General features: G+C 48.3%; 24 protein-coding genes and 1 other annotated feature. Of the genes, 22 read left to right on the forward strand and 2 right to left on the reverse strand.

The genetic code is table 11. The features are described from left to right. Nucleotides 1-20 precede the first annotated feature (20 nt). Nucleotides 21-479, forward strand: coding sequence for a S1 RNA-binding domain-containing protein (locus OCV68_RS10885; RefSeq protein ID WP_022474058.1), 459 nt, complete (start codon nucleotides 21-23; stop codon nucleotides 477-479). 74 nt (nucleotides 480-553) lie between these two features. On the opposite strand, the gene OCV68_RS10890 is transcribed toward OCV68_RS10885, so the two are convergent. Next, a complete protein-coding gene (locus tag OCV68_RS10890; protein WP_262572593.1) occupies nucleotides 554-1,003 on the reverse strand; it encodes a MerR family transcriptional regulator in 450 nt (149 codons plus the stop codon). Between the two features lie 145 nt (nucleotides 1,004-1,148). On the opposite strand from OCV68_RS10890, the gene OCV68_RS10895 reads away from it, so the two are divergent. From OCV68_RS10895 to OCV68_RS10910, 4 genes are all read left to right on the forward strand, one after another. Continuing rightward, nucleotides 1,149-1,439 carry a carboxymuconolactone decarboxylase family protein gene (locus OCV68_RS10895; protein WP_394803508.1) on the forward strand — a complete coding sequence of 97 codons (291 nt, stop codon included), beginning with the start codon at nucleotides 1,149-1,151 and terminating at the stop codon, nucleotides 1,437-1,439. Nucleotides 1,440-2,298: 859 nt separating this feature from the next. Next, on the forward strand, nucleotides 2,299-3,009 hold the full coding sequence (locus tag OCV68_RS10900) for a DUF421 domain-containing protein (protein ID WP_022474009.1): 711 nt from the start codon (nucleotides 2,299-2,301) through the stop codon (nucleotides 3,007-3,009). Then, nucleotides 2,996-3,373, forward strand: coding sequence for a DUF4363 family protein (locus tag OCV68_RS10905; protein WP_022474008.1), 378 nt, complete (start codon nucleotides 2,996-2,998; stop codon nucleotides 3,371-3,373). The genes OCV68_RS10900 and OCV68_RS10905 overlap by 14 nt, the downstream gene beginning before the upstream one ends. Nucleotides 3,374-3,483: 110 nt before the next feature. Then, nucleotides 3,484-4,293: an Ig-like domain-containing protein gene (locus OCV68_RS10910; RefSeq protein ID WP_262572594.1), complete on the forward strand. Its 810-nt coding sequence runs from the start codon at nucleotides 3,484-3,486 to the stop codon at nucleotides 4,291-4,293. A 42-nt stretch (nucleotides 4,294-4,335) separates the two neighbouring features. Here OCV68_RS10910 and OCV68_RS10915 read toward each other — a convergent pair whose 3' ends face one another. Continuing rightward, the gene (locus OCV68_RS10915; protein ID WP_262572596.1) at nucleotides 4,336-6,585 is read right to left on the reverse strand and encodes a DUF4125 family protein; all 2,250 of its coding nucleotides are present in this window, start codon (nucleotides 6,583-6,585) and stop codon (nucleotides 4,336-4,338) included. 363 nt (nucleotides 6,586-6,948) lie between these two features. On the opposite strand from OCV68_RS10915, the gene OCV68_RS10920 reads away from it, so the two are divergent. From OCV68_RS10920 to queF, 17 genes are all read left to right on the forward strand, one after another. Continuing rightward, complete coding sequence (locus OCV68_RS10920; RefSeq protein ID WP_022474005.1) at nucleotides 6,949-7,818, forward strand: nucleotide-binding protein; 870 nt, start codon at nucleotides 6,949-6,951, stop codon at nucleotides 7,816-7,818. Nucleotides 7,819-7,859: 41 nt separating this feature from the next. Then, the gene (gene mgsA / locus OCV68_RS10925) at nucleotides 7,860-8,264 is read left to right on the forward strand and encodes a methylglyoxal synthase (protein ID WP_022474004.1); all 405 of its coding nucleotides are present in this window, start codon (nucleotides 7,860-7,862) and stop codon (nucleotides 8,262-8,264) included. Between the two features lie 60 nt (nucleotides 8,265-8,324). Further along, nucleotides 8,325-8,530, forward strand: a binding site (T-box leader). Between the two features lie 54 nt (nucleotides 8,531-8,584). Next, entirely contained in the window at nucleotides 8,585-9,877 is a 1,293-nt protein-coding gene (gene hisS, locus OCV68_RS10930; RefSeq protein ID WP_147622537.1) for a histidine--tRNA ligase, read from the forward strand. Further along, nucleotides 9,828-10,511, forward strand: coding sequence for a hypothetical protein (locus tag OCV68_RS10935; protein ID WP_147622536.1), 684 nt, complete (start codon nucleotides 9,828-9,830; stop codon nucleotides 10,509-10,511). Before hisS ends, OCV68_RS10935 begins: the two co-directional genes overlap by 50 nt. A gap of 21 nt (nucleotides 10,512-10,532) precedes the next feature. Further along, nucleotides 10,533-12,314 (forward strand): aspartate--tRNA ligase, encoded by a 1,782-nt coding sequence (gene aspS, locus OCV68_RS10940; protein WP_262572599.1) that lies wholly within the window; start codon nucleotides 10,533-10,535, stop codon nucleotides 12,312-12,314. A 227-nt stretch (nucleotides 12,315-12,541) separates the two neighbouring features. Then, a complete protein-coding gene (locus OCV68_RS10945) occupies nucleotides 12,542-13,564 on the forward strand; it encodes a pyridoxal phosphate-dependent aminotransferase (protein ID WP_262572602.1) in 1,023 nt (340 codons plus the stop codon). Beyond that, on the forward strand, nucleotides 13,557-15,038 hold the full coding sequence (locus OCV68_RS10950) for a cobyric acid synthase (RefSeq protein ID WP_262572605.1): 1,482 nt from the start codon (nucleotides 13,557-13,559) through the stop codon (nucleotides 15,036-15,038). The genes OCV68_RS10945 and OCV68_RS10950 overlap by 8 nt, the downstream gene beginning before the upstream one ends. 2 nt (nucleotides 15,039-15,040) lie before the next feature. Then, complete coding sequence (locus tag OCV68_RS10955; protein WP_022473998.1) at nucleotides 15,041-15,562, forward strand: cob(I)yrinic acid a,c-diamide adenosyltransferase; 522 nt, start codon at nucleotides 15,041-15,043, stop codon at nucleotides 15,560-15,562. A 34-nt stretch (nucleotides 15,563-15,596) separates the two neighbouring features. After that, nucleotides 15,597-16,184: a 5'-deoxynucleotidase gene (gene yfbR, locus OCV68_RS10960; protein ID WP_262572608.1), complete on the forward strand. Its 588-nt coding sequence runs from the start codon at nucleotides 15,597-15,599 to the stop codon at nucleotides 16,182-16,184. A gap of 317 nt (nucleotides 16,185-16,501) precedes the next feature. Next, nucleotides 16,502-16,771 (forward strand): hypothetical protein, encoded by a 270-nt coding sequence (locus OCV68_RS10965; protein ID WP_262572610.1) that lies wholly within the window; start codon nucleotides 16,502-16,504, stop codon nucleotides 16,769-16,771. Nucleotides 16,772-16,873: 102 nt separating this feature from the next. Next, entirely contained in the window at nucleotides 16,874-17,470 is a 597-nt protein-coding gene (locus tag OCV68_RS10970) for a UBA domain-containing protein (protein ID WP_262572612.1), read from the forward strand. 159 nt (nucleotides 17,471-17,629) lie between these two features. After that, a complete protein-coding gene (locus OCV68_RS10975) occupies nucleotides 17,630-18,067 on the forward strand; it encodes a UBA domain-containing protein (RefSeq protein ID WP_262572615.1) in 438 nt (145 codons plus the stop codon). A gap of 20 nt (nucleotides 18,068-18,087) precedes the next feature. Beyond that, the gene (locus OCV68_RS10980) at nucleotides 18,088-18,771 is read left to right on the forward strand and encodes a response regulator transcription factor (RefSeq protein WP_262572617.1); all 684 of its coding nucleotides are present in this window, start codon (nucleotides 18,088-18,090) and stop codon (nucleotides 18,769-18,771) included. Nucleotides 18,772-18,805: 34 nt separating this feature from the next. Continuing rightward, nucleotides 18,806-19,627 carry a lipase family alpha/beta hydrolase gene (locus OCV68_RS10985; protein WP_262572619.1) on the forward strand — a complete coding sequence of 274 codons (822 nt, stop codon included), beginning with the start codon at nucleotides 18,806-18,808 and terminating at the stop codon, nucleotides 19,625-19,627. A 27-nt stretch (nucleotides 19,628-19,654) separates the two neighbouring features. Continuing rightward, nucleotides 19,655-20,965 carry a sensor histidine kinase gene (locus tag OCV68_RS10990; protein WP_022473991.1) on the forward strand — a complete coding sequence of 437 codons (1,311 nt, stop codon included), beginning with the start codon at nucleotides 19,655-19,657 and terminating at the stop codon, nucleotides 20,963-20,965. A 13-nt stretch (nucleotides 20,966-20,978) separates the two neighbouring features. Then, nucleotides 20,979-21,287: a thioredoxin gene (trxA, locus tag OCV68_RS10995; RefSeq protein WP_262572621.1), complete on the forward strand. Its 309-nt coding sequence runs from the start codon at nucleotides 20,979-20,981 to the stop codon at nucleotides 21,285-21,287. Nucleotides 21,288-21,304: 17 nt separating this feature from the next. Next, nucleotides 21,305-21,802, forward strand: a complete 498-nt coding sequence (gene queF, locus OCV68_RS11000) for a preQ(1) synthase (protein ID WP_022473989.1) — start codon at nucleotides 21,305-21,307, stop codon at nucleotides 21,800-21,802. Nucleotides 21,803-22,029 lie beyond the last annotated feature (227 nt).

Consider the following 22,029-nt stretch of genomic DNA (forward strand, 5'->3'; position numbering starts at 1 on the left):
GGAAGGGTATATTTTAGTTTATGCAGCCGGATGTAGGAAAAATTTATGAGGGCAAGGTTACAGGCATTACCAAGTTCGGAGCTTTTGTGGAGCTTGAACCCGGTGTTACGGGAATGGTTCACATCTCCGAGGTGGCGAATACCTTTGTAAATGAGATTAGAGATCATCTGACCGAGGGACAGCAGGTAAAGGTAAAGGTTCTCGCAGTTTCCGAGGACGGAAAAATATCTTTATCTATCAAAAAGGCTCTTCCTCCTCAGCCTAAGAAGGAATTCAGAGGCAGACCCGACGGCGGAAACCGTCAGGGCGGTGACAGGAGACCCAGGCAGGACAAGTTCGCTCCCAAGGAGCCGCAGACTCCCGAGTCCGCTTTTGAGGATATGCTCAACAAGTTCAAGGCAAGCTCCGATGAGCGCATGGGCGATATAAAGAAAAATATTGATAACAAGCGCAGGAATACTTCCCGCCGCAGAGGCTGATAGAATTTCAAGCCGCATTTCTTGCTATAAGAAATGCGGCTTTTTTGTGCAAACCGGTCGCAGATGAAATAATATTATGCAGTGCCCTTGACCTTTTTTCTTCCGCAGCGAAACTTTTCGGGAATGTCCTCCTCGGAAAGGTTGTCGTGTATCTTGCAGGTGCCTGCTTTTTCGGCGGTCTCGTAGTACCACTGCTTGTAGTCAAGAACGTCAAGGGTCTCGTTCAGCTGGCGTATCTGCTCCTCAACGGCACGGCGCTGCTTTTTGATAAGCTCCTTGCGCAGGGAAATGGTGCTGTCGCCCCGGTGGCACCAGTCCATAAACTGCTTTATGTCCTTGATGGACATTCCTGCTTTTTTCAGGCAGCCTATCATGGAAAGGGTCTCCATATCGGCGGCGGTGAACATTCTTATGCCGCCCTCTGTTCTGCTGACGGCTGGGAGCAGACCCTCTTTGTCGTAATATCTCAGAGTTGAGGGGGCTACGTTCAGCCTTCTGGCAGCTTCTCCTACAGTATAGCTCATATTATCACCCGTTCATAAAATTTATAAAAAATAACTATTGACTTAAAGTCAGCTTTAAGGTTTATAATTTAAGCATATCACAAAAACTTTTCCGTGTCAACAGGAGGTAATTATTATTGTAAAGCAGACAGCAGGAAGAAATGCACTGGGCGAATTTGCTCCCAAGTTTGCGGAGCTTAACGATGATGTGCTTTTCGGAGAGGTATGGAGCCGTGAGGAGCAGCTTTCACTCCGTGACCGCAGTATTGTGACCGTTGTGGCACTTATGTCCCAGGGACTTACGGACAGCTCATTCCGCTATCATCTGGAAAATGCGAAAAAGAACGGGGTTACAGCCGAGGAAATGGCTGAGATCCTTACCCACGCCGCATTTTACGCAGGCTGGCCCAAAGCATGGGCGGCTTTCAACATGGCAAAGGAAGTTTACGCAGAATAATTTAAAGGTAATATCACGAGCCGACGGCATATGCTGTCGGCTCGATTTGTTTATGGGAGATAGGCGGATAATATAACCAATCCACACCGCAGAACCAAACAAAACGAACAGCAGATAAAAGAACGGAGTGAAGCTCAAGCTTGTAAACATAGCTATAGAAAAGAGTGCAAATAAATGAACGGGGTTCGGTCTCCGTCGGCAAGCAAAATGTAGGGGGATAAAAAACGGTAGGGAATAGGGTGTAAGGAAGAGATGAGTGCTTGCCTTTTACAAAGCCACGGAGAAACCATCAGGGGGAAGGGGAATGCCGTTTTTTGCCCTTGCTTTAGTTTAATTAACCTTTGGTTAATACTTCCCACCTGGTGGTGTCTCCTTTGCATGGTACGGACTTTATAAAAATGAAAAGCAGATTTGTCCGTACCTGCGCCTTACGGCGGAAACTGAAACGCAATTTCTGCGAAATTGCTCTCAGTTTCAAGCCGCCTGCATAAAAAAGCTTTTAGCCAATTTGAGATGTTTTGCTTATTAGCAAGTTTTCAAATTTTCGGTGCAGGCGGCTTTTAGAACTTTTATATTTGTCGGCTATCAGGTCAATCATTTATACCGCAAACAAAAAGATTTCGCTGTCTGCGGACAGCGACCAGATGGCTCTGCCCTCTGGACACCCGCAAGCCTTTCGGGAAAAAGGCTTGACCTAAACCCTTTGCCTTGTGCTTATTTGCAAAGGTTCTCATATTTGTGCGTCTTACTTTTGGTTTTTTGGATTGCTTTTTTCTATTTGCTGCGCAGCAGTCCCTTTGCATATTTGCCAAAAATCCGCACAGAATAAATATCATTAAAGATGAAAGGACGTGCGTTCTTGACAGTTGTATTTATTCGTGCGGTGATCTTGTACTGCGTACTGATATTTGCGGTGCGCCTCATGGGGAAACGCCAGATAGGAGAGCTTCAGCCCTCGGAGCTGGCTATTACCATACTTATCTCCAACATCGCCACTCTGCCTGTGGAGGATCTGAGCATTCCTCTGGTGACGGGTCTGCTGCCTGTGCTGACACTTGTATGCCTTGATGTGCTCATGTCATGGGTGACGATGAAGTCCAAACGCCTCAGAAGCGTTATATCAGGCGAGCCTGTTGTTATTGTCAGTGACGGAAAGGTAGATCAGCAGAAGCTTTTCAATCTGAGATTTACCACTGACGACCTGATGGAAGCGGTACGTTCTCAGGGTATTTTTGACATTGAACAGGTCCAGTTTGCTGTGGTGGAGACTACGGGCAAGGTGAGCGTTTACCCCAAATTCAAGAACCGCCCTGTTACCAACGAGGATATGGATATAAAAAACAGCTCCCCCGACCCGCCTGCGGTGGTGGTGCAGGACGGTGTGGTCATGGACTCGTCGCTTAAAAGGCTGGGGCTTGGCAGGCAGTGGCTTGACAAGATATTGTCGGAAAACAGCGTTGACCCCACCGACATTTTCATGATGACGGCGGAAACTGCGGCAAAGTACCGCATTATCAAAAAGGAGCTTTCCACTGAATGCAGGGGGGATAAGATAATTGAAAAGGGTTAAAATAGCGGTCACGCTTATTGTGCTGATAATAATTTACTCGGTAACATCGCTTTTTATACTGGACAATCAGAATGATCTGCTGAAAGGTCGGATTGAAAAGATACAGCAGGTATATGAAAGCGGAGACGTTGAGGGTGCGCTGGCGTTGTCAAACGAGCTTAACGACTTTTGGCACAGCTACGAGCGGAAAGTTACCATGATAATCCATGATGATGCGCTGGCAAACCTGAACATTTCCATTGCAAAGGTAACTCCGTTCATCTCCAACGAAAATGACGAGCTTATTGCGGAGATCCAGGCGATATATCATCAGATAGACCAGATATATGAGGAGGAATTTCCCAGCTGGTACAACATTCTGTAGCATATCATACGACATTAAATGTGTTCTGTCTGTTGACATCTTCCTTGATTTATTGTATAATATTTAAAAACTATATGACTGTATGCGATTTTGAAAGGAATGATTTTTCTATGAAAAACAGTGGTATGAAGCGGTATTCGGCTATATGTGCTGCCGCTCTCATTACTCTCTCAATGGCAGGCACCTGCTTTGCAGGCGAATGGAAGGACACCGACAATGGTAAAATGTACGTGGATAACGGCAAGGCTGTTACGGGCATGGAAGAAATTGACGGTGAGACTTATTATTTCAACAGCAAGGGCATTATGAAAACAGGCTGGCTGAAAACAAAGTCAGGCAAGAAATATTACTTCGGCAGTGACGGAGTTATGAAAAAGGGTTGGCTCAAAGCCAAGTCCGGCAAATATTATTTCGGCAAGAACGGCGCTGCTGTTACAGGCGTTAACAAGATAGGCGGCTGCTATTACTTCTTTGACAATGAGGGCGTTATGCTCACAGGCTGGCAGGAGAGCGATGGCGAGACCTATTATTACTGCACCAGCGGCAAGCGTGCGGTGAGCAGGACTGTCAGCATTGACGGCGAGAAAGTGAAGTTCAACAAGGACGGCAAGGTAGTCAAGAAGCCTGCAAAGAAAGATACGGCCGATACTTCGGACAAGGAAGAGATATATCCTACAGAGTTGACCGTTATCAAAAAGGAGATACCTCTGGCTTACCACACCACAGCCAACATAACATTCAGCTTCAAGCCTATCAACACCACTTTCAGGGAGGTAACATACAAGTCTTCCAATCCTGATATAGTTTCCATTGATGATAACGGCAAAATGACTGCACACAAGTCAGGCAGCTGTTACATCACCATTACCTCGACTCATGATAAGTCCGTCAGCGTTACTGTTAAGGTAACTGTTTCATAAAAAGATAAAGTGGTTGCCGCAAAATGTGGCAACCACTTATTTTTATGCGTGTTCTTCCGCTTGGTCAAGGCTCTCATAGCCGTACATCTTAACTGACTGCTCCATTATTATATAGGCAAGATTTTTCCCCTCTGTACAGAGGCGGGCGATAAAGCTGCCGTAAAGCTTCAATGTGATATCCGAATAGGTATAAAGCTCCCCACGGAGATATGTTTCATAAGATGTGAGCCAGGGTGTGTCCTCATAGGTGTGTATTGTTCTTGCTCTGCCTGCAAGCTTGGGATAATTGGCGGCAAATTCCTCCATCATGCCTGTTTGTATCTGGCAGATAGCGGAGCACAGCTCCTTTTTCTGCTGCGGTATCTCGGGGAGAGAGGAGCGTATCTCAGCAAAGCGGGCGGGGGCGGTGGTCTCCATCATATAGCCGTATTTTTCGGTTATGGGGTTGCGGTCGTCTGCTTTGGCTGCCTTGAAATCCTCATACAGCGAGCAGAGCATGGGCAGCTCCCAGCAATAATACTGGCTGCGGCGCATTATGGAAAAGGTGTAGTAATCGTCCTGGCAGTCGGCTCTTCCGCCCTCGTTCTGCACCTTATCGAAAAAATCCCACTCCATGGCAATTATTTCTTCGGCGGTGTAGATGATGTCCGCACGGTGCTTGGCATCATCGGCGCACACTGACATATAATCGTCGGAGTTTGATATCTGCTGAGCCTTTAGCTCGGCTCTGACAGCTGCGCAGGCTATTTCTATATTTTCGGTGATATTTTTTCCCTCGGCGATATTGCGGACAGCTATTGCCAGCTCATCAAATTTTGGAAGAGCTTCCGTGCTTCTGAACAGCCATTTTGAATAGGGAGCATATTTTTGGGAAAGGATATGGGCTGCTTTCATGGAGCTTTCCATAAATGCGGAAAGGGTGAAAAATGCGGCGGCGGGGTCGGTTCTCTTCATTGCTCGGGGGTAGTTGTACTGACCGCTCTGGGCCATTTTTTCAAGCTCTGCGGCAAGCTTCCTCAGCCTGATATCCTCGGGCTGGACTTGGAGCCGCTGACGGATATCGGTGAAAAAGCCTGAATTATCCATGAAAATGCTGCCGTTCACGGCGCAGGCAAGGTTTTCGTCAACGGTGTACTGCCATTCCTCGGAGCTGTTTGGAACGTGGTCAAAGCCTGTGAATTTTCTCAGGAAGTCCGTGACTTTTATCACGCCTGTGCGGTCGGTCCCATTTGGGGTGACTATTCGTTTCATGCCCATGAATTCTTTTGGCAGCAGGTCATATGCCTTTTGGAGCTTGGCGCACATATCGTCGGGTAGGTCTGTCCAGATGCAGAATGAGGGCCCAAAGTCGTGGTCGGGGGAGATATGGTCGTCAAAGCCCAGACACTCGGAGCCTTCTCCTGCCAGTCCGCAGGCGATATGGTCAAGGTAGAGGGCAAAATTCCTTTGGAGCATGGGTCTGCCGAAGACCTCGAAATATTGTCTGCACAGCTCCATGCCTTTGAGTGCCGGCTTGCCGCCTAAGTTTTCATAAGCTTCCGAGAGGTTGTGGGACACTATATCATAGAAGTTGTTTCTGCCCATATGAAGCTCTATTTCGGACAGAGATGCTTCATAATAGTATGCGGCTTTGGAAAGATCCTTTTCAGCAAAGCATATATCACCCATGGCGGCGAGGGCTGCGCTGTAATGGAAATCAGAGGGGGACAGCCCCGAGAATGTTTCCATAGCGGGAGCGAGTGTCTCTTTTGCGGCACTGTTGTCCCCAAGCTTTGTGAGACAGACGGCAAGATTTGAGCGTGTGATCGCCCTGCGGATATCGTCATCTGCAAGGGAGAGGGCTTTTTTCAGGCAGTCTGCGGCTTCCTGCCAGTTATTTGTTTCCTGATAAAGCAGGGCAAGATTATTATAATAGCTTGCGTAGAGTGGCTTTTCTGCGCCGATATTCTCCAGAATTGCATATATTCTGCGGTAATAGTCAAAGCTTTCATCATACAGCCCTGCGGCACGGCAGGCGTTGGCGGAGTTGAGCAGAGCGGAGGCAAGCTGAGCGCCGCCGATGTTCATTTTTTCAAGAAGCACTTCCGAGCGGCGGCAGCTTTCCAGCGCTTCGGCAAATCTGCCGCAGTCACGGTAAAAGCCTGCAAGCTCATTGTAAAGGGTGAGCATTATATCGGGGCGGTCCGATTTTTCCGCATCGGAAAGAGTGGCTTTCATATATTTTTCCGCTTCATCAAGGCGGCTTTCTTTTAGCAGGCTGTCTATGTGAGAAAGAATTTCATTGGTATTCATATTATCGTCCTTTCTGAATTATACTTGATAGGTATATTATAACATATATTTTTATGAAAATCAACTGTTTTTTAGGGTATTGCAAGGGGAAGATCCGTACTTTTTGTCAGAAGTTTATTATTAAAAATAATTTGTATAAATTATACAAATATTATGATTTGAATAATTACACTATAACGAAATTGTGCAAAGTGGGCAAAAAGCCTTTGACTTTTTGCGATTTTATGGTACAATAATAGTAACCGGTTGTGTGCCTTTAATCAGGTAATCGTCCGTGCCGTGTGAGACTTTGAGGAGCTGGGGAGAAATATTATCCCATTTTGTGGGTGAAGCTCCGAAGTACATATCAGGCAGGAATGGCAGATGCTTGCGGGAATTTTTCTCACAGGCATATATTGCGTTATGAAGTCCGTCGGTCTGTCCGCATCATTCAGTCGGGCGGCACACAGCTATTATTATATCAGAAATGCGGAGAATGGAGCTATTATGTCCAAGATCATTGCTGTTACTTCCGGTAAAGGCGGTACCGGAAAATCCTCAATCTGCTCCGAGCTGGGCTTTGCTCTTGCAAAGCAGGGACACCGTACACTTATTATAGAACTTGACTTCGGACTCAGATGCCTTGATATCATGCTGGGAGTCAAGAATGACATAAAGTATGACCTGGGCAACGTTCTCAAGGGAGAATGTGACATTTACCAGGCTACTACTCAGGTGAAGATCGCAACAAACCTCAGCATTGTCTGTGCTCCTGAGGATCCTTTCGCAAGAGTTGACGCTGAGACTATCAAGAACATCTGCCAGGAAATGAGAAAGTACTATGAGTACATCATCGTTGATACCTCCGCAGGTACCAATGCCAGCGTTTTCGATGTTGTTGAGCAGTCTGACCTTATCCTTATCAACACCACTCCCGACCCTGTATGCGTAAGAGACGCAAGAACAATGTCGGATGAGTTCTATAAGAGAGGCAACAAGAAGCAGCGCCTTATCATAAACAAGGTAAATCCCGACCTCTTCAAGGCTGACCTGGTAGTCGATCTTGATGAGATCATTGATACAGTCGGCGTTCAGCTCATCGGTGTTATCCCCGATGATGATGCTGTTATTATCGCAACCTCCAAGGGAGAACCTCTTCCCTCCAGCTCACTGGCATTCAAGGCATTTGACGCTATTTCAAAGAGGATCAAGGGTGAGGACGTTCCTCTCAGCTTCAAGGTTCTTCTTCAGTAATGATGGCTTCTGTTATCTCACGGGGAAAGGAATGATAGAAAATGAATATTGCACTTATTGCGCATGACTCCAAAAAGGAGCTGATGGTCCAGTTCTGTATCGCCTACTGCGGTGTGCTGTCACGTCATAACCTATGCGCAACAGGCACAACGGGCAAAATGGTAGCTCAGGCTACGGGACTTAATATTCAGAGGTATCTGAGCGGCGCACAGGGAGGAGATCAGCAGATAAGCGCACGTATTTCGTGCAACGAGATCGACCTGCTCCTTTTTTTCAGAGACCCGCTTTCTCCAAAGCCCCACGAGCCGAATGAAATGAACCTGCTGAGACTCTGCGATGTTCATAACATTCCCGTTGCGACCAATATCGCTACTGCCGAGGCTCTTATCCATGCGCTTGAAAGAGGAGATCTTGACTGGCGCCAGATCGTTAATCCCATTGATTGATATAAATGTTGATTTGCCCTTGACAAATGGGGAAATCAAGTGTATAATGATATCAATATCACAACGGCTTTGAGTCGGGAGAGTAATATTATGTGCTTTTTCAGAGACAGGCGGATTTGCTGGAACTGCCTGACTGCACCTGATATGAAGGACACTCGGTGAGCCGGCGGGTGAATAAAAGCCCGTCCGCATATCTGCGTTAAAGATGTATGAGGCCGCACTGCGGCAAATACGGGTGGTACCACGGTTTTACAGTCGTCCCGAATGTGTTTATACACATTTGGAGACGGCTTTTTTGTTTAAAGAAAGGAACAGATATTATGGAGCTTATTACCACAAGGATAAAGGGAATGGAGGACGTTGTCCCCGCTGAGAGCCACAAGTGGCAGACTGTTGAGAAGATTGCTGCGGATACTGCCGCTTCTTACGGTTTCAGGGAGATACGCATTCCTACTTTTGAAAATACCGAGCTTTTTGTGCGCTCGGTGGGCGAGACTACCGACGTTGTTCAGAAGGAAATGTTCAGCGTTATGGGCAGGGAGAGCAAGTTCACTCTCCGTCCCGAGGGCACTGCGGGCACTATCAGAGCTGTGCTCCAGAACGGACTTTTAAATGACGCACTTCCTCAGAAGGTGTTCTATATCCTCTCCTGCTTCCGCCACGAGAAGCCTCAGGCAGGCAGACTGTGGGAGTTCCACCAGTTCGGCGCTGAAATGGTGGGAAGCTCTTCACCTGCTGCTGACGCTGAGATGATATGCCTTGTGGGAAGCGTTATCGAGAGACTGGGACTTAAAGATATCGAGCTGCACATCAACTCCATCGGCTGCCCTCACTGCCGTGCAAAGTATTACGAGAAGCTGAGAGAGTTCTTTGCTCCCCACAAGGAGGAGCTTTGCGGCACCTGCCAGTCAAGATTTGAAAAGAACCCTATGAGAATACTGGACTGCAAGAGCGAGATCTGCCGTGAAATAGGCAAGGACGCTCCCCTTATGATAGATTACCTCTGCGACGAGTGCAGAGAGCATTTTGAGACCCTCAAGGGCTACCTTGACGAAATGGGCATCAAGTACACAGTTGACCCCAAGATAGTAAGAGGCCTTGACTACTACACCAAGACCGTTTTTGAGTTCATCACCACATCTATCGGCGCACAGGGAACTGTATGCGGCGGCGGACGCTATGACGGACTTATTGAGGAGATGGGCGGCAACCCCACTCCTGCGCTGGGCTTTGCCATGGGCCTGGAAAGAATAATCATGACCATGGAAAAGCAGGGCTGCGAGTTTGATATGCCCCGTGGCTGCGATATCTACATCGGCGCAATGGGCGCTGCGGCTCAGAAAAAGGCTGTTTCTCTGGTCAAGGCTCTCCGTGACGAGGGCTACCACGCTGAATGCGATGTTATGGGCAGAGGCGTAAAGGCTCAGATGAAGTATGCCAACAAGATAGGTTCCGCTTTCTCCATGATAATCGGCGACAACGAGCTTGAAGCAGGCAGCGCAAAGCTTAAGAACATGACCACAGGTGAGGAGACCGAGATAACTCTGGGCGACAAGTTCCTTGATGTTTTCTCCGATATCCACATGGCTGATATGTTCGCTTCCGAGGAATGATATGGCGGTCATAAGGATATACGACGGTAAAAGCTTTATAGGCGAAGTGACCGAGGAGCAGATAATTGTTACCATGGGCGGCGAGGTTGCCATGGCAAATGAGCATATGAAAAAGGACTTTGAGGGGCTGATGGCATTTGTCCGCAGCCGTTCATCGGAGGGAAACGGCGTTATCACGGCTGATATGAGAGAGCTTCTGAAAGGAAACGGACTTGATGCCGCAAAGACCACGTCCCTTTTCTGGCTGGCGGCGGTCATGGGTCAGAAGAAGATACTGAACAAGCTTTCGCCCGTTACGGTCATGAAGCTGCTACCTCTTATTGCTGCAAAGACCAAGGTGGCGGAGCTTAACAAGAAGAGCATGGGCAATGACCTGGAGCGGCTGCTGGAGTTTTCACGGGCATACACCGAATGCACAAAGAAAATTGCGGCAGGGGAGATGACTGCGGATACGGCGGCGGAAAGACTGCTCACCGTTCTCCCGTCGGAAAGGCTTGCAAGAAGCGAAGCCAAGGAGCGCCCTCAGATAATCGGCGTTCTGAAAGGGGTAAGGGACATCGGCAATGCCTGTGCCGACCCCGAAACAAAAGAAAAAATGTCGGAATATTTCGATAAGATAAATGATATTCTGTAATACTGAAAGGAAGTTTTTAAAATGGCAGATAATATGAAAGGCCTGAAGCGCACCTGCTACTGCGGCGAGGTAGAGGGCGTTGGCAAGGAAGTTGTTGTAGGCGGTTATGTTCAGAAAATAAGAGACCTGGGCAACCTTATCTTCATCGACCTGAGAGACAGAACAGGCATTGTTCAGCTGGCTTTTGACGACGGCACCGACAGGGCTATATTTGAAAAGGCATCTTCCTGCCGCTCCGAATATGTTCTTCTGGTAAAGGGTACCGTAAGAGAAAGAGAAAGCAAGAACAACGACATCAAGACAGGTAATATCGAGGTATATGTAAGCGACCTGAGAATACTTGCAAAGGCTCAGACCACTCCTTTTGAGATAGTTGACAACTCCAACACCAACGAGGAGCTTCGCCTCAAATACCGTTATCTTGACCTGAGAAGAAAGCCTCTCCAGCAGAATATCATTATGAGAAGCAAGATTGCAAAGGTTGCAAGAGACTATTTCTATGAGAACGGCTTCATTGAGATAGAAACTCCTATGATGATAAAATCCACTCCCGAGGGCGCAAGAGACTACCTTGTTCCTTCAAGAGTTCACCCCGGCAAGTTCTATGCTCTGCCCCAGTCCCCTCAGATATACAAGCAGCTGCTTATGATAGCAGGCTTTGACCGCTATATCCAGCTGGCAAGATGCTTCCGTGATGAGGACCTCCGTGCGGACAGACAGCCCGAATTTACTCAGATAGACCTTGAAATGTCCTTTGCCGAGACCGAGGACATTATGGAAATGGCTGAGGGCTTTATCAGCAGACTGTTCAGCGAGATACTTGGCAGAGATATCCCTGTGCCTCTGCCCAGAATGAAATATACCGAGGCTCTCGAGCGCTTTGGTTCCGATAAGCCCGATACACGTTTCGGCATGGAGATAACCGACCTTACCGATGTTGTTAAGGACTGCGGCTTCGGAGTATTTACCTCCGCTATCGCAAACGGCGGCACTGTTCGCTGCATCACCGCAAAGAGCGGCGCTTCCACTTTCACAAGAAAAGAGATTGACAAGCTGACCGAATATGTCAAGGGCATCGGCGTAAAGGGCCTTGCTTATATCCGTTGGGTCGAGGACGCTCCCAACTGCTCTTTCGGCAAGTTCCTCGGCGAGGGCGAGCTTGATAAGATACTTGCTGCGGCAGGCGCTGAAAAGGGCGACGTTGTGTTCATCATCGCCGACAAGAAGAATACAGCTCTTACATCTCTCGGCGCTCTGAGACTTAAGTGTGCACGCCAGCTGAATATTATTCCCGAGGGCAAGTTCAACTTCCTGTGGATAACCGAGTTCCCCTTCTTTGAATGGAACGAGGAAACTCAGCACTGGGACGCTATGCACCACCCCTTCACAATGCCTATGGACGAGTGCTTACAGTATCTTGACACTGCTCCCGAAAAGGTATTTGCAAAGGCATATGACCTGGTGCTTAACGGCACTGAGCTTTCCAGCGGTTCTATCAGAATTACCGACTATGAGCTTCAGCAGAAGATGTTCGAGTCACTGGGACTTACCGATGAAGAGATCGAGGCTAAGTTTGGCTTCCTGGTAGAGGCGTACAAGTACGGCGCAGCTCCCCACGGCGGCATGGGCATAGGTCTTGACAGACTGGCTATGATAATGTGCGGCGCTGACAGTCTCCGTGATGTTACCGCATTCCCCAAGGTGCAGAACGCTTCCGAGCTTATGAGCAACTGCCCTGCGGCTGTTGACAAGGACAGCCTTGATATCCTGGGAATTGAAGTTACAAAGTCAGAGGACGAATAATTTTTCAGAGCCAAAGGCGGCTTGCTAAAAACTGCCTTTGGCTCAATTTATACTAATCTTCAATCGTTCTATAGGCAAAGCCGACAGATGAAATAAGACCAGTCAAGGAAAGCGACCGCAGGCGGGCTTGCCGCCCGGCAAGGGAGCTTGACGAAGAATGGGCTTATTTCAGCCGAGGATTTGTCTGTAGGTTGATTGAAGATTAGTAATATACGCTGAGGTGGAATATGGATAAATACGAGCACGGGGGCACTGATGCCCGCATTGATTTTTCTGCCAACATAAATCCGCTGGGAATGCCTGAGGGGGCATATAAAGCTCTTTCGGGAGCTATACGCAGCTGCGGCACATATCCCGACCCCGAGTGTACCGTGCTGAGAGAGAAAATAGGGCAGCGGGAGAACATTCAGCCTGAGCATATCATATGCGGCAACGGTGCGGCTGACCTTATTTTCCGCACAGTATTTGCCGCAAAGCCGAAAAAGGCGCTGTTATTGGCTCCCACATTTTCCGAGTATGAAAAGGCGCTTTCGGCGGCAGGATGTGAGATCAATTTTTATGCGCTCAAAGAGGAAAATGACTTTGCTTTGGGCGATGATTACATAAACGTTCTCGAGGGCGGATATGACATTGTGTTTTTGTGCAGCCCCAATAATCCCACGGGAGGGGAGCTGTCGGAACAATGCCTACTGGAAATTGTCACACGGTGCAAAAGACTTGGGATACTGCCCGTGATAGATATGTCCTTTGCCGATTTTTCCGAAAATACCGTCAGTGCCAATGTACTTGCCGAGGCGGGAGCGGCAGTTATAAAGGCGTTTACAAAGATATATGCCATGCCTGCTCTTAGGCTGGGATATATGCTGTGCTGTGATGAGGATCTTCTCGGAAAAGTCAGCCTTGCGGGACAGAGCTGGAGCGTGAACAGCCTTGCTCAGGCGGCAGGAGCGGCGGCGCTTGATGATAGTGATTTCATCGGGCGGACGGTGGAATATATCTCCCGTGAGCGGAGATTTTTGACGGAAAAATTCGGCGCAATGGGTATAAAGACATATCCTGCGGCAGCAAACTTTATACTGCTTAAAAGTGAGCATGATCTGGCGGACATTGCCATGGAAAGCGGCATTGCCCTGCGCAGGTGCGAGAATTTCTGCGGGCTGGACGGCAGTTTTTTCAGGACGGCGGTAAGGTCACATGAGGACAACATTGAGCTTGTTATGGCGCTTGAAAGGGGGCTTTTGAATGGCTAAGGCGATAATGGTGCAGGGAACTATGTCCAACGCAGGCAAGAGCTTTTTTGCGGCGGCGCTGTGCAGGATATTCCACGAGGACGGTTACTCCTGTGCGCCCTTTAAATCGCAGAACATGGCGCTGAATTCATACATCACCTCCGAGGGGCTGGAAATGGGCAGGGCGCAGGTCATGCAGGCGGAGGCAGCCTGCACGGAACCGTCCGTGCTGATGAACCCTATCCTTTTGAAGCCCACAACTGACATCGGCTCCCAGGTGATAGTCAACGGCGAGGTGGTGGGCAACATGACCGCTTCGGCGTATTTCAAGCGGAAAAAGGAGTTTATCCCCGACATAATGAGGGCGTACAATGCTTTGGCGGAGAAGTATGACATCATTGTGATAGAGGGGGCGGGCAGTCCTGTGGAGCTTAATCTTAAAAGCGATGACATTGTGAATATGGGCATGGCAAGGCTGGCGGACGCACCTGTTCTGCTGGTGGGGGACATTGACCGTGGCGGCGTTTTTGCCCAGCTTATCGGCACTCTAATGCTCCTTGAAGAAGAGGAGCGGCAGAGGGTGAAGGGGATTGTGGTCAACAAGTTCCGTGGGGACAAGCGGCTTTTTGACAGCGGCTGTGATATTCTCCGTGAAAAGGGCGGCGTGCCTGTGGCGGGGGTCATTCCCTATATTCACTGCGACATTGACGATGAGGACAGCTTGTCGGAAAAAATCGAAAACAAGGAAAGGGGGCTTATCAACATTGCCGTTGTACGTCTGCCCAGGATATCCAATTTCACGGACTTTGATGTGTTCAGCCAGTACGAGGGTGTTTCGGTGAGATATGCTTCCAAGCCAGGTGAGCTGGAGGGAGCGGACATGATAATCCTCCCCGGAACGAAAAGCACTCTGGGGGACATGAAGTGGCTTCGTGAAAGCGGCATGGAAGCGATGATAAAGAAGCTGAACTTCGGCGGAGTTCCTGTTTTCGGCGTTTGCGGAGGGTATCAGATGCTTGGCAGGCGCATATCCGACCCTGAAAACACCGAGGGCGGCGGCGAGGCTGCGGGAATGGGTCTGTTGGACTGCGAGACGGTATTCAGAAGCGAAAAGACACGGACAAGGATATCGGGAAAGATACAGAGCATAGGCGGATTTTTCTCGTTCCTGTCGGACAGGGATTTTTCGGGCTATGAAATTCACATGGGTGAAACGAGCATCGGCGGAAATGTGCTGTCTGAGCTTGACAATGGCAGGGCGGACGGCTCATGGAAAGGAAATGTCTGCGGCAGCTATGTTCATGGAATTTTTGACAGCGCTGACATCTCCGGTGAGATAGTAAAGGCTCTTTTTAGATCAAAGGGGCTTGAATACGGTGCGGAACGCACTGACAGGAAAAGCTACAAGGAACGGCAGTATAAGCTTCTGGCGGATAATGTACGTGCAAATCTGGATATGGAGCTTATTTATAAGATATTGAGAAAAGAGGTATAATTATGGGACTTATTCACATTTACTGCGGCGACGGCAAGGGCAAGACTACGGCTTCGATGGGGCTGGCTGTGCGTGCGGCGGGTGCAGGCATGAGAGTGCACATTGTTCAGCTTTTAAAGGGCAGCAAGACTGCGGAGCTTGAAAGTCTGGCACTTATACCAAATATCAGAGTGACCCGTCCCGATAGAAATTACGGCTTCACTTTTTCCATGACCGACGAGGACAAGGCGGCTATAACCAAGTGCCACAATGCTCTGCTGGAAGAGGCGCTCAGAGAGATGAAAAATGACGAGATAGATATGCTTGTTATTGATGAATTCTGTGCAGGCTACAACTGTGGTCTGGTAGATAAGGCTCTGGCTGACGAGATAATTCTGCACAAGCCCGAAAAGTGCGAGCTGGTGCTTACGGGCAGAGACCCCGAGCAGAAATATGTTGACGCTGCCGATTATGTCAGCGAGATAAGGGCGGTAAAGCACCCTTATGAAAAGGGCATTGACGCACGCAGGGGAATTGAGTTCTGATTTACAGCAAATCTTACACCGAAAGAAGAATTTTATGCAGGAACAGAAATTTTTTGCCATAATCTCCCGAATGAAATACATCAACCGCTGGGGGCTTATGCGCAACACCATAAATGAAAATATCAGCGAGCACAGCCTTGAAACGGCGTTTATAGCCCATGTGCTGGCGCTGTACAGGAATGTGCGGTTCGGCGGGAACGTTGACCCTGAGCGGGCGGCTCTGCTTGCTATGTATCACGACGCTACGGAGATAATCACGGGGGATCTGCCGACCCCTGTGAAATATTACAATGCCGAGATAAAGGCGGAATATGACAAGGTGGAGAAAATGGCTGAGGAAAAGCTGCTGTCCTATCTGCCTGAGGATCTGAGGGGATACTATGCTCCGCTGTTCTCAAAAACCGAGGAGGACAAGGAGCTTTGGGTGCTGGTAAAGGCGGCGGACAAGCTTTCTGCGCTGATAAAGTGCATCGAGGAGCGGCAGATGGGCAACTCCGATTTTACCGAGGCGGAGAAAAGCACCCTGCAGGCGGTGCATGACATGGCGCTTCCCGAGGCGGAGGAGTTTATATCAGAGTTTTTGTCGGCATATCATCTGACCCTTGACGGACAGACGAAGTGAGGGAAAATAGGATAAATGGCTGTTGATTTAGGGTGACAGCCATTTTTATATGGAAAGGCGGACAAATACTAATCACCAATAAAACTATAGAAAAAAATCATCGCATAATCCATATACGCAAGATCATGCTCAATTTTTTGTATAGTTTTTAATTGGTGCTTAGTATAAACCCTTTCATTTGTGCTTTTTTGTGCTGACTTTTAAATTTGACGGTTTATTTTCTAATTCCTTTCTAATGCCCTTTAAAGTACACCTTAATTTGCGTGAGGTATTATATATACATCAAATAAAACATCACACAAAAGGAGTGCTTGATAATGAATGAAAATAATAATCTGCCTGCTGTGGTAAACGGCGGCTTCTTTGACAAGGTGAAAAGATTCTTCTCAATGCTTTGCAGAAATGACGTTACCGTGTCACGTACAAGCGAAATATTCCATATGCCTGTGCTGGCGTTTATAATTGTTGCTCTGCTGCTGTGGAAGATATCTTTTATCGCTATACTCGTTTCCCTCTTCTGCAGCGTGGAATACACCATCGGCGGAGAGGACTTCCCGCAGGAAAAGAGAATATCTTTTAAGAAATAGTTCTAATGAAATTCTAATCTTTCCTGAAAAATGCTTTAATTATCGCAGGATATAATAGTAATCAGAACGAGAGAAATAAAACTACCCGAAAGGACGACTGTTATGGATGATTTTGAAAATGTAAGCAAACTGGTAAGTCAGACAGGCTCTACTTTTGAAGAAGCCCGCTATGCTTATGAGGCTTGCGGAAAGGATATGCTGGCTGCGGCTGTTATGCTTGAAAAGGCTAAGAAAAAGAACTGCTCATCGACCACAGGCGCCAGCGGACAGTGCGCAAGCTACAGCGACTATCAGTGGGATAAGGATAAGTTCAGGCAGGAGTTCCGCCGTGGCGCACGCACTGCTTTTGACTGCACAGGCGGATTTATCTCCAAGCTGGCAAGAAACACGCTGACCGTCAGCGGCAGCAGGGACTATTTCACGGTGCCCATTATTGCTGCTGTGATATGCCTTATCCTCTTATGGGGCGGGGCGATCCCAGTGGTGCTAATCTCGCTGCTGTTCGGCATAAGATACACATTCTCAGGCCCCGATTTTTCAAAGGAATTTGTATTTGGCTTCAGCAGACCTGCGGGCAGCAATGTAAATGTAAAGACTGACAGCCCGTCATATGACGCTCACGCTGCCGAACAGTCCTACAGACAGAATTATGAGACATATGAAAATCAGGACAAGGGCTTTTTTAACGACAACAAATAAGCATTTATCTCATGCCGCATTTCCCATATCTGCCCACAGGAAATGCGGCTTTACTGCATTTCGGAAGTTTGACGGACAATATCAATCAGCTATTGTCAAACAAATAAATTTGTGTTATAATAGGCTAAGATAAATCTGCCTGAGAAAGGAGTCTGCGCTGTGGAGCATCATGAAATGGCTGAAAAGCTTGTGGAAAAATGCGGGATAACCTATGAAGAAGCGGGTGAAGTGCTGAAGGAAGCGGACTACGATCTTCTTGAGGCTATGATAATACTGGAACGCAGGGGACGGCTCGGAAACGGCGTGAACAAGTATTCTACGGGCATTATGCAGAATAACTACACATCTACAAGATACGAATCCGCTGCGGACGCAGAAAGTCTGGGCGAGTTTATAAAGATAGCTTGGAGAAAGCTTTGCGAGTTCTACCGTGCCCTGCTGAAATATCAGGTGGTCATATCCAAAAACGGCAGGGAAATGATAAACTTTCCCCTTATACTGGCGATAATTTTGGTTTGCTGCACGGCGGGTGTGGTTTTTGCCGCTGTTGTTATCTCGCTGATGAGCGGATGCAGCTACTCGATACGCAAAAAGTAAAATCGGACGGAGTGTGTTTTATGCCAAAAATTCTTATTGTTGAAGATGAACCTCAGCTTGCAAGATTTGTTCAGCTGGAGCTGGAGCACGAGGAGTATGAGACTGTTATTTCGGGCGACGGCAGAGAGGGACTTACTCTTGCCGAGGACGGGGGATTTGACCTTATACTGCTGGATATCATGCTCCCGGGGCTTAACGGTCTTGAAGTGCTGAGGCGGCTCAGAAAGGCGGAAGATCACACTCCCGTTATTATGCTCACTGCCCGTGACTCGGTAATGGATAAGGTATCGGGGCTTGACATGGGCGCTGATGACTACATCACCAAGCCTTTTGCCATCGAAGAGCTTCTGGCAAGGATAAGGGTAACTCTCCGCCAGCACAAGCCTGCGGAGAAGGAAAAGTACGAGGGCGGAAACCTGACCTTCGGCGAGCTTTCCATGGATACGGCACGGCACACTGTCACCTGCGGCGGAAAGCTCTTGGAGCTGACGGTGAAAGAGTTCGGACTTTTGCAGGCTTTGCTTGAAAATGTGTCTATCGTCCTCACCCGTGAGCAGCTACTGGAACGGGTATGGGGATATGATTATTTCGGCGAGACCAATGTTGTTGACGTATATATAAGATACCTCAGAAGCAAGCTGGAAGAGGTATCGGACGTGAAATATATCCAGACGGTACGTGGCGTGGGATATGTTATAAAATGATTTTTCGGTAATATCTGACGGCGTGGGTGATGATATGGAAAGACTTAAATATCCGCTGCTGATGGTACACGGCATGGGATTTCGGGACAACAGGGTGATTGGTTACTGGGGACGCATTCCGAAAGCGCTGGAAAAATGCGGTGCGGAGGTTTTTTTCGGCGGTCAGGACAGCAACGGTAGCATTGAGGGCAATGCGGCTCAGCTGAAAAAGACCATTGAAGCTGTTCTAAGGCAGACAGGTGCGGAAAAGGTAAACATTATCGCCCATTCAAAGGGCGGACTGGAGGCAAGATATCTTATCTCGACCATGGGAATGGCGGATAAGGTGGCGTCTCTGACCACCATATCCACGCCACACAACGGCTCTGTCACGGTGGATAGGCTGATGGACATTGTTCCGCAGCCGCTGGTTAAGCTGGGCTGCGGCGTGACTGACCTGTGGTTCAGGATATTGGGAGACGAGTCGCCTGACACCTACAGCGCCGTAAACTCATTCAAGACAAATTCGGCGGACATTTTTAACATAAAAAATCCCGACAGCCCCGACGTATATTATCAGAGCTGCGCTTTTGCCATGAAAAAGCCCACTTCGGACATTTTTATGAGCTGGACGTGGCTTGCGGTGAACAGGTTCGAGGGCGAAAATGACGGTCTGCTTGCGCCGAGAGCCGCGAAATGGACTAATTTTATGGGCACATTCTACGGCAGTGACGGCAGAGGAATATCCCACTGCGATGAGGTGGATATGCGCAGGGCTGCTTTTTCAAAGAAAAAGGACGGCGCAGAGGCGGACATTGACGACATTACCGAGTTTTACTCGGATATTGTACGTGGACTTATAAGCAAGGGCTTTTGATACAGATCATTGAAGGGCGGTGAGAATATGTCCAAACGGCCTGCGGACAGCAGCTCCATTGCGGGGCAGATAGCTTCGCACCGACAGCTTGACAGGCTGGCGTGGAATCTTTGCACCGACCTGCTGCTGGTGGTCTTTTCCGTTATCAGCTGGTGTGCTGCCACGGAAGCAAGATTTTATGACTCCTTTGACCCGTCCCTCAGCCGTGAGCTGCTTTTTGACGACACGGCGGGGAACTTCTGGGATATTCTTGCCACGGGCGTTTATAACGTTGGGGGTCATTCGGTAAGCTGCGGGGGCTTTGCTTCCGTTCTTATGTTTGCGGTGTGCGGTCTGGGAATAATCCAGGCGGTGGTATGGCTCATCGGATTCCTGCCCGAATATTTCAGGGCGAAAAAAATGCTCAGTCCTCTTAACAAAATGGCTGTTACCGCTACGGAGCTTACTGAGGCGGCGCATCAGAATCCTTATAATTTCGATGATATTGAGTCTGCTATCGGCAGCATTGATGACCCTATGGAGTCAAATGTACACATTTCCACGGGCAACCGTGACCTGAAAAGGCTTGAAAATGCGGTCAATGACCTGCTGGACAGAATGAGGGCTGCGTATAAGAGCCAGTCAAGGTTCGTATCGGACGCATCTCATGAGCTTCGCACGCCCATTGCTGTTATCAAGGGCTATGCTGATATGCTGGCAAGGTGGGGAAAATCCGACGAAAAGATCCTTGACGAGAGCATCACTGCCATAAAAAATGAATCGGAGAACATGAACAAGCTGGTGGAGCAGCTGCTGTTCCTTGCGAGGGGCGACAACGGCAGGCAGCCTGTGAATATGACTGTGTTCTCGCTGTCGGATATGATACGTGAGGTTCACACCGAGGCGGAGATGATAGACCCCGACCATGAATATATCCTTGACATTAAGGAAAACATAAATATAAACGCCGATGTTTCGATGATGAAGCAGACTGCCCGTATTCTCTGCGATAATGCGAAGAAATACACTCCCAAGGGCAACACAATTACCCTGAGGGTGCTGCACAATGAGGAGGGCGAGTGCTGCTTTGAGGTGCAGGACACAGGCATCGGCATTGACGAAAAGGATATACCCAGAATATTTGACAGATTTTACCGCTCCGACCCTGCAAGAAGCCGTGAAACAGGCGGCACGGGTCTGGGGCTTTCCATTGCGAAGTGGATAGTCGAGCGGCACAGCGGACATTTTGAGGTAATATCGTACAAGGACATCGGTACGAGAATAACGGTCTGTCTCCCTGCGGCTTCTGAAGTGAAAAGGCTGGATATGCCCGCTCAGAGCAGGGAAACGGTAAAATGAAAGGAATGATAATATGAGCAAGCTGGATATTACAAGCTTTGAGGATTTCAAGGAAAAGATCGCAGGAAATGAGACTGTACTGGTGGATTTTTATGCGGTCTGGTGCGGCCCCTGCAAGATGACTGCGCCCATTATCGAGGAGATCGCTGCCGAGGCGCAGGACTTCAAGGTATATAAGGTAGATGTTGACAATGTACCCGATGCTGCTGTTGCCTATGGGGTAAGCAGCATACCTACCATTATATCTTTCAAGGGTGGAAAAGAGCACGCACGACACATCGGATACGGTGATAAAAACACGCTTCTTGCGCTATTAAAATAAATTTAAGGAGAATTACCATGGAAGGAAGAACCGCCGAAGAAAAGCAGGGCATAACTCTGCTTGGCAATCAGAAGACAAAATACCCCGACGACTACGCTCCCCAGATGCTGGAGACATTCATAAACAAGCACCAGGATAACGACTATTTTGTAAAATTTAACTGCCCTGAGTTTACAAGTCTCTGCCCCATCACAGGGCAGCCTGACTTTGCGACTATCTACATTTCCTACATACCCGATGTGCGCATGGTGGAGTCAAAGTCGCTGAAGCTTTATCTGTACAGCTTCCGTAATCACGGCGATTTCCACGAGGACTGCGTTAATATCATTATGAAGGACCTTATCAAGCTTATGGACCCCAAGTACATTGAGGTGTGGGGCAAGTTTACTCCCAGAGGGGGCATTTCCATTGACCCGTACTGCAACTATGGCAGAAAGGGCACCAAGTTTGAAGAGATGGCTATGCACCGCCTGATGGAGCATGATATGTATCCCGAAAAGGTGGATAACAGATAAATTTATTTATCGGATACAGTTTTCTGTATCCGATATTTTTATATACATATAATGATAAAGACGGGGAAGAATATAAAATGACTATTCATTTGTGCACTCTGTCGCTAAAAATCGACAAGAAATGCTATGACGCTGTGCAGTTATCCAAAAGCAAAAAAAAGGCTTGACAAGATGGGCTGTATATGATATGATATAAAAGCTCTCTCCGAGAGAGACAAACAAACCGA

Origin of the sequence: Huintestinicola butyrica, assembly GCF_025567215.1 — a bacterium.
Lineage (GTDB): Bacteria > Bacillota > Clostridia > Oscillospirales > Ruminococcaceae > Huintestinicola > Huintestinicola butyrica.